Source organism: Hydrogenophaga sp. (assembly GCF_030158645.1).
GTDB lineage: Bacteria > Pseudomonadota > Gammaproteobacteria > Burkholderiales > Burkholderiaceae_C > Hydrogenophaga.
Window position 1 is genome coordinate 1 of sequence record NZ_JAOASO010000138.1, and the last position, 15,363, is coordinate 15,363.

8 protein-coding genes are annotated in these 15,363 nt (G+C 67.2%); 4 read left to right on the top strand and 4 right to left on the bottom strand.

Annotated elements, in window-relative coordinates:
* Both Q1W68_RS14930 and Q1W68_RS14935 read right to left on the bottom strand, forming a co-directional pair.
* Positions 1-970: circularly permuted type 2 ATP-grasp protein (locus Q1W68_RS14930; RefSeq protein ID WP_300717019.1), on the bottom strand; the 970-nt coding region annotated here is incomplete at its 3' end.
* Between the two features lie 95 nt (positions 971-1,065).
* Positions 1,066-4,572: a transglutaminase family protein gene (locus tag Q1W68_RS14935; RefSeq protein WP_300717020.1), complete on the bottom strand. Its 3,507-nt coding sequence runs from the start codon at positions 4,570-4,572 to the stop codon at positions 1,066-1,068.
* A 152-nt stretch (positions 4,573-4,724) separates the two neighbouring features.
* Here Q1W68_RS14935 and Q1W68_RS14940 point away from each other — a divergent pair, with 152 nt between their 5' ends.
* Complete coding sequence (locus Q1W68_RS14940) at positions 4,725-7,208, top strand: DNA internalization-related competence protein ComEC/Rec2 (RefSeq protein ID WP_300717021.1); 2,484 nt, start codon at positions 4,725-4,727, stop codon at positions 7,206-7,208.
* On the opposite strand, the gene Q1W68_RS14945 is transcribed toward Q1W68_RS14940, so the two are convergent.
* On the bottom strand, positions 7,141-8,946 hold the full coding sequence (locus Q1W68_RS14945) for an NAD(P)/FAD-dependent oxidoreductase (protein ID WP_300717022.1): 1,806 nt from the start codon (positions 8,944-8,946) through the stop codon (positions 7,141-7,143). The two genes, Q1W68_RS14940 and Q1W68_RS14945, sit on opposite strands and share 68 nt — an antisense overlap.
* A 171-nt stretch (positions 8,947-9,117) precedes the next feature.
* Positions 9,118-11,037: a sigma-54-dependent Fis family transcriptional regulator gene (locus Q1W68_RS14950; protein ID WP_300648780.1), complete on the bottom strand. Its 1,920-nt coding sequence runs from the start codon at positions 11,035-11,037 to the stop codon at positions 9,118-9,120.
* Positions 11,038-11,229: 192 nt separating this feature from the next.
* Between Q1W68_RS14950 and Q1W68_RS14955 the strand changes: the two genes are divergently transcribed.
* From Q1W68_RS14955 to urtA, 3 genes are all read left to right on the top strand, one after another.
* A complete protein-coding gene (locus Q1W68_RS14955) occupies positions 11,230-12,669 on the top strand; it encodes a circularly permuted type 2 ATP-grasp protein (protein ID WP_300717023.1) in 1,440 nt (479 codons plus the stop codon).
* A gap of 56 nt (positions 12,670-12,725) precedes the next feature.
* A complete protein-coding gene (locus Q1W68_RS14960; protein WP_300717024.1) occupies positions 12,726-13,685 on the top strand; it encodes an alpha-E domain-containing protein in 960 nt (319 codons plus the stop codon).
* A gap of 218 nt (positions 13,686-13,903) precedes the next feature.
* Positions 13,904-15,199, top strand: coding sequence for an urea ABC transporter substrate-binding protein (gene urtA / locus Q1W68_RS14965; RefSeq protein WP_300717025.1), 1,296 nt, complete (start codon positions 13,904-13,906; stop codon positions 15,197-15,199).
* The last annotated feature ends 164 nt before the right edge of the window (positions 15,200-15,363 follow it).

The window sequence follows — 15,363 nt, forward strand, 5'->3', positions numbered from 1 at the left end:
CGCCCAGGCGCGAGTCGGAGCGCAGCTCCAGCGGGTCGAGCCACTCGTCGTCCAGCCGCTTGATGAGCGCGTGCACCGGCTCGAGGCCGCTGAGCGTCTTGAGGTAGAGGCGCTGGTCGCGCACGGTGAGGTCGTTGCCTTCCACCAGCGTGAGACCGAGGTAGCGTGCGAGGTAGGCGTGTTCGAAATAGGTTTCGTTGTACGGGCCCGGCGTGAGCAGCGCGATGCGCGCGTTCTCGCCTTCGGGGCACATGCGCTTGATGCCTTCCATGAGCGCGCGGTAGCTCGCGGCCAGGCGCTGCACCTTCATGCCGGCGAAGGCCTTGGGGAACTGGCGCGCAATCGCGATGCGGTTTTCCAGCAGGTAGCCCAGGCCCGAGGGCGCCTGCGTTCGCTGCCCCACCACCCACCAGCGGCCGTCGGGCCCGTGCGCGAGATCAAAGCCCACGATGTGCAGCCAGGTGTCGCCCGGCGGCTTCACGCCCTGCATGGAGCGCAGATACCCCGGGTGGCCTTGCACCAGGGCTGCGGGCAGCAGCGCGCGTTTGAGCAGTTCGCGTTCGCCATAGAGGTCGCCCATGATGGCGTTGAGCAGGCGGGTGCGTTGCAGCACACCGGTCTCGATCTGTGCCCAGTCCTGAGGGCTGACCAGCATGGGGAAGAGGTCCAGTGCCCAGGGACGTTGCAGCCCGGCGGAGGCATCGGCGTAGACGTTGTAGGTGACGCCGTTGTCGCGAATCTGGCGCTGCAGGTTGTCGTTGCGCCGGCTCAGGTCGGCCAGACCGTCGGTGCCGATGTGCTCGAAGAAGCTGTCCCAGGCGGGAGCCAGCGCGTCGCCGCTGGACTTGCCACCGGCGCGCAGTTCGTCGCGGTGGCCCGGGTCGGCGGGGACCGACAAGGACAAAGCCCAGTCGCCGGGGTGGTCGGGACTGAGCTCGTCAAACAGGGAGTCGGAGGCGTCGTTGTTCACTGCACCCGAGTATGCCCGCTGCCCTGTGGGCGAGGCCCTGCCGGTGTGCCCGCCTTGTTGCTTCCGTCACACAAGGCGGGCCACCTGCCGGGTGGTCAGTAGCGCAGGTCCAGCGTGGCCGGGAACTCGCGGCTGCTGCTGGCCGGCTTCACGTCCATGTGGCCCGGGGTGTGCCCCATCTGGAAGAAGCGCGACATGCGGCGGCTCTCGGCCTCGTAGGCATTGATCGGGAACGTGTCGTAGTTGCGTCCGCCCGGGTGCGCCACGTGGTACTGGCAACCGCCCATGGAGCGCTTCATCCAGGTGTCGACGATGTCGAAGGTGAGCGGCGCGTGCGACGGGATCGAGGGGTGCAGCGCCGAGGGCGGGCTCCACGCCTTGTAGCGCACACCGGCCACGTATTCACCAGCGGTGCCGGTGGTCTGCATCGGAATGGCGCGGCCGTTGCAGGTGATCACGTGGCGGCTGTCGTTCCAGCCTTTCACGCGCACCTCGATGCGTTCCAGTGAGGAGTCCACATAACGCACGGTGCCGCCGGGCGCGCCTTCTTCGCCCATCACGTGCCAGGGCTCCAGCGCGCTGCGCAGGGTGAGTTCGATGCCGCGCGCCGCCACCTGGCCGACCATGGGGAAGCGGAATTCGAAGTGCGGGTCGAACCAGGCCATGTCGAATGGGTAGCCAAAGTCGGCGAGGTCGGCGAGCACGTCCTCGAAGTCCATTCGCACGTAGGTGGGCAGCAGGTAGCGGTCGTGCAGCTCGGTGCCCCAGCGGGTGAGGCGGCCGTGCCACGGCTTTTGCCAGAAGCGCGACACCAGGGCGCGCAGCAGCAGTTGCTGCGCAATGCTCATGCGCGCGTGCGGCGGCATTTCAAACGCGCGCAGTTCCAGCAGACCCAGGCGGCCGGTGGGCGAGTCGGGCGAGTACAGCTTGTCGATGCAGAACTCGCTGCGGTGCGTGTTGCCCGTCACGTCGATCAGGATGTTGCGCAGTGTGCGGTCGACCATCCAGGGCGGCATGTGGTCGCCGTAGGTGGTGCGGTTCTTCTCGATCTGCGCGAGCGCGATTTCCAGCTCGTACAGCTGGTCGTTGCGCGCTTCGTCCACGCGCGGCGCCTGGCTGGTCGGGCCGATGAAGAGACCGCTGAACAGGTAAGACAGCGAGGGGTGGTTGTGCCAGTAGGCGATCAGGCTGCCGAGCAGCTCGGGTTTGCGCAGGAAGGGCGAGTCGGCCGGGGTGGCGCCACCCATCACGAAGTGGTTGCCACCACCGGTGCCGGTGTGACGGCCATCGGTCATGAACTTCTCGGCGCACAGCTTGGTCTGGTGCGCGGCCTCGTACAGGAACTCGGTGTGCTCCACCAGCTCGCCCCAGGTGTGGGCGGGGTGGATGTTGACCTCCACCACGCCCGGGTCGGGCGTGATCTGCAGCATCTTCAGGCGCGGGTCGCGCGGTGGCGGGTAGCCCTCCAGCACGATGGTCATGCCCAGGCGCTCGGCCGTGGCTTCCACCGCGGCCAGCAAATCCAGGTAGTCCTCCAGGTGCGCCATGGGCGGCATGAACACGTAGAGGTGCTGGATCTTGCCGCCGCCGGCTTTTTCGGCCTTGGGGCCGTTGGAGCGGTGTGGGTCGCGGGCTTCCACGCAGAGCGCGGTGCGGGTGAGCCAGGCGGCCGATTCGGCACGCTGCGGGAAGCGGGCCGACAAGGCTTGTGCCGGTGCGGCACCGGGGCCGGGTTGGCCCGCGCGCAGGCCTTCCACGGTCTCGGCGTCGGGGTCGAAGTCCATGCCCTGCATGGAGACCGTGCCGCCTTCGGCAAAACCCCCGCCCACCTGGTGCGGCGAGACCTGGTGCTTCACGGCGGCGCCGCGCGGCAGCGGGTCGCGTGCGGTGTGCGGGTCCTGTTCGATGTGGTACGGGTAGTCACCGGCCGAGACCCAGGGCAGCGAGTCCAGCGGCAGGCGGTAGCCCATGGGCGAATCGCCGGGCACGAGGTACATGCGCTCGTCGCGGAAGAACCAGGGGCCGGTGGACCACACGGTGCCCGAGACGCGGGCGTACGCGCTTTTGCCGTTGTTGGACAGCGCACCGTTGGGCCCCGAGGCCTGCAGCGGCAGCACGTAGCCCACCGTGGCCTCCAGGCCCTGGGTGAACACGCGGCGCAGGCGCGCGCGTTCCAGCTCGTCGTCGAGCTTGGCGTCGAACGGGTCCACGTTGACCGGCAGGCGGCGCTCGCGCCAGAGGTAGTACCAGGTGTCTTCAAACCCGGGGGTGATGTACTGGGTGGACAGGCCGAGCTTGCGGGCCAGCGCCTGCGTGAAGCGGCGCGCGTCGTCGGCGGTGTAGTGTTTTTCATCGCGCTCGTCGGCCAGCAGCGCGGGGTTGTTCCAGATGGTCTCGCCGTCGGCGCGCCAGAACATGGAGAGCGCCCAGCGCGGCAACTGCTCGCCCGGGTACCACTTGCCCTGACCCATGTGCACGAAACCACCGGCGCCGTACTCCACGCGCAGGCGGTTGAGCAGTTCGGTGGCGTAGCCGCGCTTGGTCGGGCCGAGCGCGTCGGTGTTCCATTCGCCCGCGTCGCGGTCGCTGGTGGCCACGAAGGTGGGCTCACCGCCCATGGTCAGGCGCACGTCGTGTTTCTGCAGGTCCACATCGACCTTCTCGCCCAGCGCCACCACGCCGGCCCACTGGTCGTCGGTGTAGGGCAGGGTCACGCGGGGGGATTCGTAAACCCGGGTGACGCCCATGTGGTGGCTGAACTCCACCTCGCATTTGTCCATGGCGCCTTCCACCGGCGCCGCGCTGGAGGGCTGCGGCGTGCAGGCCAGCGGAATGTGGCCTTCACCGGCGAGCAGGCCCGAGGTCGGGTCCAGGCCGATCCAGCCGGCGCCGGGCAGGAACACTTCGCACCAGGCGTGCAGGTCGGTGAAATCCTGCTCGGGGCCGTTGGGGCCGTCGACCGATTTCACGTCGCTTTTGAGCTGGATCAGGTAGCCCGATACAAAGCGCGCGGCCAGGCCCATGTGGCGCAGGATCTGCACCAGCAGCCAGCCGGTGTCGCGGCAGGAGCCGCTGCCCAGCTTGAGCGTTTCTTCGGGCGCCTGCACACCCGGCTCCATGCGGATGGTGTACGAGATCGCGTTCTGCAGCTTCTGGTTCACATCCACCAGAAAGTCGATGGTGCGGCGTTCCTTGCGGTCAATCGTGGCGAGATACGCCTTGAGCAGTGGCGTCATGGGCGCGGTGACGAGGTAGGGCGCGAGCTCCTTTTTCTGTTCTTCGTCGTAGCTGAACGGGAAGTTCTCCGCGCGCGGCTCCAGGAAAAAGTCGAACGGGTTGTAGACCGCCATTTCCACCACCAGGTCGATCGTGACCTTGAACTCGGTGGTGGGCTCCGGGAAGACCAGGCGGGCCTGGTAGTTGGCAAACGGGTCCTGCTGCCAGTTGATGAAATGGCCCTCGGGCTCGATGCGCTGGGAGTACGACAGCACCTTGGTGCGGCTGTGCGGCGCGGGGCGCAAACGGACCACCTGGGGGCCGAGTTTGACGAGCCGGTCGTATCGATAATGCGTGATGTGGCTCAGGGCAACATGAATGGCCATGTGGGGGCTTTCAACGGGGAGGAAACAATGGATCGTCGGGCAAAGGCTGGGCCGTGGGCGTTCGGTCTCATCCTAGCAAGTCTTGCGCCAAAGAACGATGACGGCACCGCAAGCACTGCAATCGCAGCGGTGCGCCAGCCGATCCGCTGACCATGCGCGTGGGTTGGCTGGCGGGTGGGCCGGGCTGGGTGCTGGGCGTGGCGCTGCAACTGCAGCAGCCGGCGTTGTGGCCCTGGTGGGTGTACGCCTGGGTGCTGTGCGCCGGTGTGTTCTTGGCGCTGGTTTCGCGTCGGGCGGGTCGAGCCAGGGGCGTTGTGCTGGCTTTCCTGGCGGGTGGCCTCATCGGCTTTGGGCTCACCGGCGCCCGCGCCGCGCACTTCGCCAGCCACGCGCTGGACCCGGCCCTTCAGGGCGTCGACATCGAACTGGTCGGCCGCGTGGCGGCTTTGCCCCAGCGCACTGCGCAAGGCGAGCGGTTTGACCTGGTGGTCGAGTCGGCCACCCGTGCGGGTCAGGCGGTCACCGTGCCCGAGCGCATCCAGCTCGGCTGGACCAGCGGATGGGGGGCCGCTGCCGAAGGGCCGTTGTGGGAACTGGCCAGCCGTGGCCCCACCGTGCGGGCCGGGGACCGCTGGCGCTTCACGGTGCGCCTGCGCAGCCCGCACGGCCTGTCCAACCCCCACGGTTTTGACCGTGAGCACTGGCTCTGGGAGCGCGGCATCCAGGCCACGGGCCACGTGAAGAGCGGCCCGCGCGACCCGGCGCCCGAGCACTTGGGGTCCACCTGGCACCACCCGCTGGAGGCCATTCGCCAGCGCGTGAGCGAGCGCATCGACGAGCGCGTGGACGATCCGCGCGCCGCCGGGGTGCTGGCGGCACTGGTGGTGGGCGACCAGTCCGCGATCGACCGGGACGACTGGGCGCTGTTCCGCACCACGGGCGTTGCGCATCTGATGAGCATTTCCGGGCTCCACGTGACCATGTTCGCCTGGCTGGCCACCGCGCTGCTGGCCTGGGGCTGGCGCCGGTTGGCACCGGTCTGGCCGCAGGCCTTGCTGGCGGTGCCCGTGCCGGTGGTGGCCGGCTGGGGCGGCGTGGCGCTGGCGGCGACTTATGCGCTGTTTTCCGGCTGGGGTGTGCCGGCGCAGCGCACGGTCATCATGCTGGCCGTGGTGGTGGGTTTGCGCCTCGGGGTGCGGCACTGGCCCTGGCCGGTGGTGTGGCTGCTGGCCATGTCGGCCGTGTTGTTGCTTGATCCGTGGGCGCTGATGCAGCCGGGCTTCTGGCTCAGTTTTGTGGCGGTGGGCATTCTGTTTGCCACCGACCCCGGGCGCACGCAGCGCCCATCCGGGGGCGGGGTGCTGGGGCGTGCGGGTCGATCGGTGGCGGGGTTGGTGCGCGAGCAGGGCGTGGTGACCATCGCGCTGGCGCCGCTCACGCTGCTGTTGTTCGGGCAGTTTTCGGTGGTGGGCTTGCTGGCCAACCTGGCGGCCATTCCGGTGGTGACCTTGCTCATCACGCCCCTGGCCATGCTGGGCGTGGCCTTGCCGCCGCTGTGGGACGTGGCGGCCTGGGTGGTGCAGGCCATGGCCTCGGGACTGCAGTGGATGGGGCAAGCCGCCTGGGCCGCGGTGTTTCGACCGGCGGCACCGTGGCCCTTGGCGTTGGCGGCGGTCGCCGGCGGCGCACTGCTGGTGTTGCGCCTGCCGTGGGTGGTGCGCTCGGCGGGCTTGTTGTTGCTGGCACCCGTGTTGCTGTATGCGCCGCCGCGCCCGGCGCCGGGGCAGTTCGAGTTGCTTGCGCTGGACGTGGGGCAGGGCAGCGCCGTGCTGGTGCGCACCGCCGGCCACAGCCTGCTGTTCGACACCGGTCCGCGCTTTGGCCCCGACAGCGATGCCGGCGAACGCGTGGTGCTGCCGTTGCTGCGCGCGCTGGGCGAGCGGCTCGATGCGGTGGTGGTGAGCCACCGCGACAGCGATCACGCCGGTGGGGCCGGGGCGGTTCGCGCGGCGCACCCGCGGGCCCGCTGGTTGTCGTCGTTCAGTGCCGATGCACCCGAGCGCTGCGTGGCGGGTCAGCGCTGGAGCTGGGACGGCGTGGACTTCGAGGTGCTGCGCCCGCTGCCCGACGACTACGGCCCCGAAGGCGAGGGCCTGCTGAGCAGCAACGCCATGTCGTGCGTGTTGCGCGTGGCCAGCGCACGCCACAGCGCTTGGCTCGGTGGCGACATCGACGCCGCGCGCGAGGTGCAACTGGCCCTGGCCCGGCCCGATGACCGCGCCACCGTGCTGCTCGCGCCGCACCATGGCAGCCTCACCTCCAGCAGCCCGGTGCTGCTCAACACCTTGCAGCCGCGCTGGGTGCTGGTGCAGTCGGGTTACCGCAACCGGTTCGGCCACCCGGCGCCCGCCGTGCTGGAGCGCTACCGGCAGCGCGGCGTGCGTTGGGTGAATTCACCGGACTGCGGCGCAGCGACCTGGCGCAGCGCCGAGCCCGAGGTGGTGCACTGCCACCGGGAGGAACACCGGCGCTATTGGCACCACGCCGGTGCTGGCCAGGCCGCGGGGCTCAGCGCAGGTGGTGCACCGCCGCCTGCTCGTACACCGGTGTCGACAAGCCCTCGTAGCGCGCCTTGAGCTGCAGCGAGAGGAATTGCGAGTAGTGCCGGCTCTGGTGCAGGTTGCCCCCGTGGATCCACAGCTGCGGTTGGTTGGTGGGTTTCCACATGTTGCGCAACTCACCTTCCCAAGGCCCCGGGTCCTTGGTCGTGGCCGAACCCAGGCCCCAGACCTTGCCCACGCGGTCCGCCACCTCGGGAGAGACCAGATCCGCCAGCCAGTGGTTCATGGAGCCGAACCCCGTGGCATAGACCAGCACGTCGGCGGGCAACTCCGTGCCATCGGTCAACGTCACGGATTGGGGGTTGATGCGTTCGATGTTCACACCGCTCTTGAGCTTGATGCTGCCGTTGGCCACCAGTTCGCAGGCGCCCACGTCGATGTAGTAGCCCGAGCCCCGGCGCAGGTACTTCATGAACAGACCCGAGCCGTCGTCACCGAAATCGAGCATGAAGCCGGCCTTCTCCAGGCGGCCGTACAGATCGGCATCGCGCTTCTTCATCTCGTCGTACACCGGGATGTGGAAGGTGTGCATGATCTTGTAGGGCACGCTGGCGAAGATCAGGTCGGCCTTGTGGTGGTCGATGCCGCTCTTGACCGCCTGCTCCGAGTACAGCCCGCCCAAGGCCAGCTCCATCAGCGAATCCGACGGTGCGATGTGCGTGCTGCTGCGCTGGACCATGGTCACATCGACGTCGTTTTCCCACAGCGCTGCGCAGATGTCGTGCGCCGAGTTGTTGGAGCCCAGCACCACCACCTTCTTGCCCTGGCAGGCCTCGGGTCCGGGGTGCTTGCTGGAATGGTGCTGGTCGCCCAGGAAGGTCTCGGCGCCGGCGATCTTCGGCACGTTGGCGTAGCCCGACACCCCCAGCGCAAACACCAGCTGCTTGGGGCGCAAGGTCACTTCCTGGCCGTCGCGTTCCACCACCACTTCCCACTCGCCTTTGGCCTCGTCGAACCGCGCTTTTTTGGCGGTGGTCGAGCCCCAGTAGTTGAGCTCCATGACCTTAGTGTACATCTCCAGCCAGTCGCCCACCTTGTCCTTGGGCGCGAACACCGGCCAGTCGTCCGGGAAGGGCATGTAGGGCAGGTGGTCGTACCACACCGGGTCGTGCAGGCAGAGCGATTTGTAGCGGTTGCGCCAGCTGTCGCCAGCCCGCGCGTTTTTCTCCACCACGATGGTGGGCACACCCAGCTTTTTCAAGCGGGCCGCGAGGATGATGCCGCCCTGACCGCCGCCGATGATCAGCACATACGGCTGCTCCTCGTAACCCAGTTTCGCTTCTTCTTCCTGCCGCAGCTCCAGCCAGCTCTTGCGCGCTTTTTTCGATCCGTGCTCGGCCCCTTTGATGCGGTTGTCGCCGCGCTTTTCCTCGAAACCCTTGAGCTCGGTCATGGTCGTGAGGAAGGTCCAGGCCTGGTCGCCTTGGGGCGTGGCCTTCAGGCGCAGGTGCCCTCGGCCGCGGGCCACGGTGGTCTCGAAAGTGAACCAGGCATCCACAATGCCGTCGGCCTCGGTGGCCTCGCCTTCGAGCGCAAAGTGGCTGGGCGCTGTGTCGGCCAGGCGATCGCGCAGCATGGCCGCGATGGCGGGGCGGCCTTCCTGCGTGCGGATGTTCCAGGTGAAGGCCACGAGGTCGCGCCAGAAGCTGTCCTCGGTGAAGGCGGACGTGACGGCATGGATGTCGCCGGTGGACAAGGCGGTCTCGAAATCCGACAGCCAGCTCGATGCCCTTTGGGAAGGGGTGTGGGTCATGGGTCTTGTCTCCTGTTGTGGGTCGCCTTCAACATGAAGGTTCGACCGGCTCAACCATCACAAGACCCGTGCCAGCACGCGGAGAACGTCAAGTCTTTGAATCAGAACGGTATTTTTTTGAACGCGGGGGTGTTCACCTGTCACGGTGTGACACCCCGCCTGTGACACCTGTCACGGCAGCGTGGGCTGCCGGTTGGGCGACACGATGCCCGCGCGTTTCATGCGGCGGTACATCGTCATGCGCGACAGCCCGAGCTGCCGCGCCACGGCACTCACGTTCCACTGCGCCTGGGTGAGCGCTTCCAGCAGGGCATCGTCCGAGGCCGGGTTTTCGGCGGGCGGGGCCGCCGCACGGAAGGGGGTGGTCATCGGCGAGCGCGGTCTCAGCTCGGGCAGGTCATCCACATCGATGGTGGGCGTTCGGCTCACGCTCATGGCGAAGTCCAGCGCGTTGCGCAGTTCGCGCAGGTTGCCCGGCCAGTCGTGCGCCAGCAGCCGGGCGCGGGCGGGCGGCGTCAGCGTCTTGCCGTCGAGCATGCGCTCGACCATGGCGCCCAGGTCGGAGCGTTCGCGCAGCGGGGGCAGGTCGATGTGGGCACCGTTGAGGCGGTAGTACAGATCGTCGCGGAAGCGCCCCGCCTTCACCAGTGCCTCCAGCGGCGCGTGGGTCGCAGCGATCACGCGGATGTTCACGGGCACGGGCTTGAGCGCGCCGACCGGCAGCACCTCGCGCTCCGAGAGCACGCGCAGCAGGCGCGCCTGCAGGGCCAGCGGCATGTCGCCGATTTCATCCAGGAACAGGGTGCCGCCATCGGCTTCCGGGATCAGGCCGCGTTTGCCTCTGGGCGCCGCCCCGGAAAAGCTGCCGGGCAAATGCCCGAAGAGTTCGCTCTCGATCAGGCTTTCGGGGATGGCGGCGCAGTTCACCGCCACGAACGGCCGGTGGCGCCGCTCGCTGCTGGCGTGCACCGCCTTGGCGAAATACTCCTTGCCCACCCCGGTTTCGCCGGTCACCAGCAAGCTGATGGGCGAGTTCACCAGGCGCGCGGCGCGGTGGATCTGTCGCTCCAGCGTGGCGTCGCCCGCCGACAGGGCGCGCAGCGGCTGCGGCAAGGGCGACGGTGGGGCGCTCTGTGCAGCGCTCAGGCGCGGGGGCGGGGGGGACGCAGAGAGGAACAGGAGCTGGCGCTTGTTGGTGGGCATCAGCGCGCGCTGGTCCGAGGGGCGCGCCTGCACGAAGTCGCCGATGCGGGAGAACGGCACATCGAACAGGTCTTCGAAGCGCAGATCGGTCAGGGCCTGCGCACCGGGGCGCTCAAACGCCAGCTGGGCGCGGCGGTTGTGCCCGATCACGCGACCGTTGGTGTCGAGTGCCAGCATGTACTCGGGCTGCACGTCGAGGAACTGGGGCGCCGCGGAGAGCCGAAGGATCCAGTCGCGGCGGTGCCGGTGCAGGAACGCGGCGTTCTCGATGTCGTGCGCGTACATCTGCACCAGTTGCAGCGCGAGGTGCTGGCTGGCCTTGGGTTGCTGCGAGCTGAGCTGGGAGATGTCGAGCACCGCGCTGAGAACGCCCTTGCTGTCGAAGATGGGTGCGGTGGTGCAGGTGAGCGGGATGTGGGTGGCGTCAAAGTGGTCGTCCAGGTGCACGGTGAGCGCCTGCCCGGTGGTGATGCAGGTGCCCACCCCGCAAGTGCCGGCGTGTTGCTCGCTCCAGTCCGCACCCAGGTACAGCCCGGCCTTGCGCAGGCTGGGCTCGAACACCAGGTCGCCCAGAAAATCGACCGTGACGCCGCGCGCGTCGGTGAGCAGCACCACGTAGCCCAGCCCCGCCACCTTGGTGTAGAGCGACTCCAGGCCGTGCCGCGCGATGTGCAGGAAAGCCTCCATCTGGTCCTGGTGCTCCCGCAGGCGCGCTTGCGGCAGGATCACCGCCTCCTGCATGCGCGTGGGGTCCAGCTGGTGCTGGTGCACGCAACGGTGCCACGACTCGCGGATGACCCGCTCGTTGCCGATGGCCACCGGCGCGCCCAGGCCGCTTTCGGCCACTCGCATCACCGCGGCAATGTGCTGATGCTGGCTGGCATTCATGGCAGAACTCCCGGTTCGACTCGCACGGATGTTGGCTCGCGCCAACGCGGCCCTCGATTAGAAGTCGACCCGGGGGTGCGGCTTCACAGGGTTTTCCGTAAGAGCCTCTGCCGTCAAAAGATGAAGGAAAGCCCTGTGCCGGCCTTTTGCTGGCCCGCTCCTTGCTATGCTGTGGGCAGGAGAAAAAAGCCCATGAGCAGACCCATGTTTGACGAAATGAATGCCTCGCCCAGCGAGGTCCGGGCCCATTACGAGAACTACGCCCGCTGGCTGGCGCAGCAGCCCGAAGAGGTGATGGCGGCCCGCCGGGAAGAGGCTGAAATGATCTTCCGGCGTGTCGGCATCACCTTTGCGGTGTACGGCGCCAAAGACGAGGACGGCTCCGGCACCGAGCGCCTGATCCCGTTCGACCTGATTCCCCGCATCATCCCGGCGCACGAGTGGCACAGCATGGAAGAGGGCCTGGTGCAGCGTGTGACCGCGCTCAACCGCTTCATCCACGACGTCTACCACGACCAGGAAATCATCAAGGCCGGCATCGTCCCGGGTGACCAGATCTTCAAGAACGCGCAATTCCGGCCCGAGATGATGGGCGTCGACGTGCCCTGCGGCGTTTATTCGCACATCGCCGGCATCGACATCGTGCGCGCCGGCAATGCCGACGGCACCGGCAGCTACTACGTGCTCGAGGACAACCTGCGCGTGCCCAGCGGCGTGAGCTACATGCTCGAAGACCGCAAGATGATGATGCGGCTCTTCCCCGAGCTCTTCGGTGAGAACCGCGTGGCCCCCGTGGCCCACTACCCCGACCTGCTGCTGGAAACCCTGCGCGCGGTGAGCCCGGCCACCACGGCCGAGCCCACGGTGGTGGTGCTCACGCCCGGCATGTACAACAGCGCCTACTTCGAACACGCCTTCCTCGCGCAGCAGATGGGCATCGAGCTGGTGGAGGGCCAAGACCTCTTCGTCAAGGACAACTTCGTCTACATGCGCACCACGCGCGGCCCCAAGCGGGTGGACGTGATCTACCGCCGGGTGGACGACGACTTCCTCGACCCCTCGGTGTTCCGCCCCACCTCCACGCTCGGCTGCGAAGGCCTGCTCAGCGTGTACCGCAGCGGCAACGTGGCCATCTGCAACGCGGTGGGCACCGGTGTGGCCGACGACAAGTCGATCTACCCCTATGTGCCCAAGATGATCGAGTTCTACCTGGGCCAGAAACCGATCCTGAGCAACGTGCCCACCTTCATGGGACGCGACGCCGAAGACCTCAAGTACATGCTCGCCAACATGAAGGACCTGGTGGTCAAAGAGGTGCACGGCGCCGGCGGCTACGGCATGCTGGTCGGCCCGGCCTCCACCCAGGCCGAGATCGAGGATTTCCGCAAGGCCGTGCAGGCCAACCCCAGTGGTTACATCGCACAACCCACGCTCTCGCTCTCCACCTGCCCCACCTATGTGCAAAGCGGCGTGGCCCCGCGCCACATCGACCTGCGCCCCTTCGTGCTCAGTGGCAAGGAAGTGCAGATGGTGCCGGGCGGCCTCACCCGCGTGGCGTTGAAAGACGGTTCGCTGGTCGTCAACTCCTCGCAGGGTGGTGGCACCAAGGACACCTGGGTTCTGGAAGATTGAATTGAATGCCTGGGGGCGGATCTTCAGCCCTGACCCCCACTGATCAAGGACGTACCATGCTTTCGCGCACCGCCGACCACCTCTTCTGGATGTCCCGCTACACCGAGCGCGCGGAGAACACCGCCCGCATGCTCGACGTGAACTACCAGACCTCGCTGCTGCCGCAGTCCGCCGCCGTGGCGCAGGTGGGCTGGGAAGGCTTGCTGGTCATCAGCGAGCTCATGCCCGCCTACAACAAGAAGTACGGCCAGGAAATCACGCCGCGCAACGTGCTCGACTTCATGGTGCGCGACGAGTCCAACCCGTCGAGCATCGCCACCTGCCTGAAGGCCGCGCGTGAAAACGCCCGCGCGGTGCGCGGCGCGCTCACCACCGAGCTGTGGGAAACGCAGAACCAGACCTGGCTCGAACTCGGCCGCATGCTCAAGAGCAAGAATTTCGAGCGCGACCCCAGCGAATTCTTCGAGTGGGTCAAGTTCCGCTCGCACCTCTCGCGCGGCGTGGCCATCGGCACCATGCTGCAAGACGAAGCGTTCCACTTCTACCGCATGGGCACCTTCCTGGAGCGGGCCGACAACACCGCGCGCCTGCTGGATGTGAAGTTCCACGCCGTGCACAGCGACTTCTTCGGCAACGCCAGCGAGCTCGATCAGGAATACGACTTCTACCACTGGAGCGCCATCCTGCGCAGCGTGAGCGGCTTCGAGGTCTACCGCAAGGTCTACCGCGACGTGATCTCGCCCGAGCGCGTGGCCGAGCTGCTCATCCTGCGCGCCGACATGCCGCGCAGCCTGGCCGCCAGCCTGAACGAAGTGGTCAACAACCTCGCCGTGGTCTCCAACGACCTGTCGGCCGAAACCCTGCGCCGCGCCGGCAAGCTCAAGGCCGACCTGCAGTACGCCCGAATCGACGAGATCCTGGCCACCGGCCTGCACGCCTTCTTGACACAGTTCCTCGACCGGGTGAACGAACTGGGCGGGCGTATCAGCAAGGACTTTCTGGTGCCGGCAGGCTGAAGCACGCCGACCTGCAATGCATCGACAAAGGCCAGCTTCGCGCTGGCCTTTTTCATGTCGATCGCGCTTCCCGGCAAACGGCGTACGCCACCCGGCGTACATACGCCCTGGGGTGTCTTCCCTAGCATTCGGTTGTCCGCTGAGCCACGCCCGAAGAGGGCAGCCGGCGGCGCCAACACCAACCCCTCACGGGACCCCAGGAACACAGGAGAAGCGCCATGTCGACCACCCCCACCACTGCAAACGCCCGCCGTTTCACACTCAAGACCTTGGCTGCCGCAGCCACGGTCGCCACGCTCGGCTTCACCGGCCTGAGCGCCCACGCCCAGGAGACCATCAAGGTCGGCGTGCTGCACAGCCTCTCGGGCACCATGGCCATTTCGGAAACCGTGCTCAAGGACACGGTGCTGATGGCGATCGACGAGATCAACGCCAAGGGCGGGCTGCTGGGCAAGAAGCTGGAGCCCGTGGTGGTGGACCCGGCGTCCAACTGGCCGCTGTTCGCTGAAAAAACCAAACAGCTGCTCACGCAGGACAAGGTCGCCGTGATCTTTGGCTGCTGGACCTCGGTGTCGCGCAAGTCGGTGCTGCCGGTGGTGGAAGAGGCCAACGGCCTGCTGTTCTACCCCGTGCAATACGAAGGTGAAGAGCTGAGCAAGAATGTGTTCTACACCGGTGCCGCGCCCAACCAGCAGGCCATTCCCGCGGTGGAATACCTGATGAGCAAGGACGGCGGTTCGGCCAAGCGCTGGGTGTTGCTGGGCACCGACTACGTGTACCCCCGCACGACCAACAAGATCCTGCGCGCCTTCCTGAAGGCCAAGGGCGTGGCCGACGCCGACATCATGGAGGAGTACACCCCGTTCGGTCACTCCGACTACCAGACCATCATTGCCAAGATCAAGAAGTTCTCGTCCGAAGGCAAGAAGACGGCCGTGGTCTCCACCATCAACGGTGACTCCAACGTGCCGTTCTACAAGGAACTGGGCAACGCCGGTCTCTCCGCCAAGGACGTGCCTGTGGTCGCCTTCTCGGTGGGCGAAGAAGAGCTGCGCGGCGTGGACACCAAGCCGCTGGTGGGCCACCTGGCCGCCTGGAACTACTTCATGAGCATCAAGAGCCCGGCCAACACCGAGTTCGTGAAGAAGTGGAGCGCGTACGCCAAGGCCAAGAACATCCCCGGCCACAAGGACAAGCCGCTGACCAACGACCCGATGGAAGCCACCTACATCGGCATCAACATGTGGGCACAGGCCGTGACCAAGGCCAAGTCGACCGACACCGACAAGGTGATCGCCGCCATGGCCGGCCAGACCTTCAAGGCGCCGGGTGGCTTCACCAGCACCATGGACAAGGAAAACCACCACCTGCACAAGCCGGTGTTCATCGGCGAGATCAAGGCCGACGGCCAGTTCAACGTGGTGTGGAAGACGCCGGGCCCGGTGGTTGCGGACCCATGGAGCGACTACATCGCCGAGAACAAGGGCAAGAAGAACGTTCCTGAGAAAAAGTAACACCCCCCTGCGCCGCTGACGCGGCTTCCCCCCTCTCTGGCGCGCCTGCGGCGCTGGGAGGGGGGACGGCATCTGGGGCCGGCGGAGCCGGACCCTCGATGCCCTTGGGATGGCGGGCCTGCGCGCCACTGTGATCGCTTTTGTCGGCTTAGGAATTCACATGA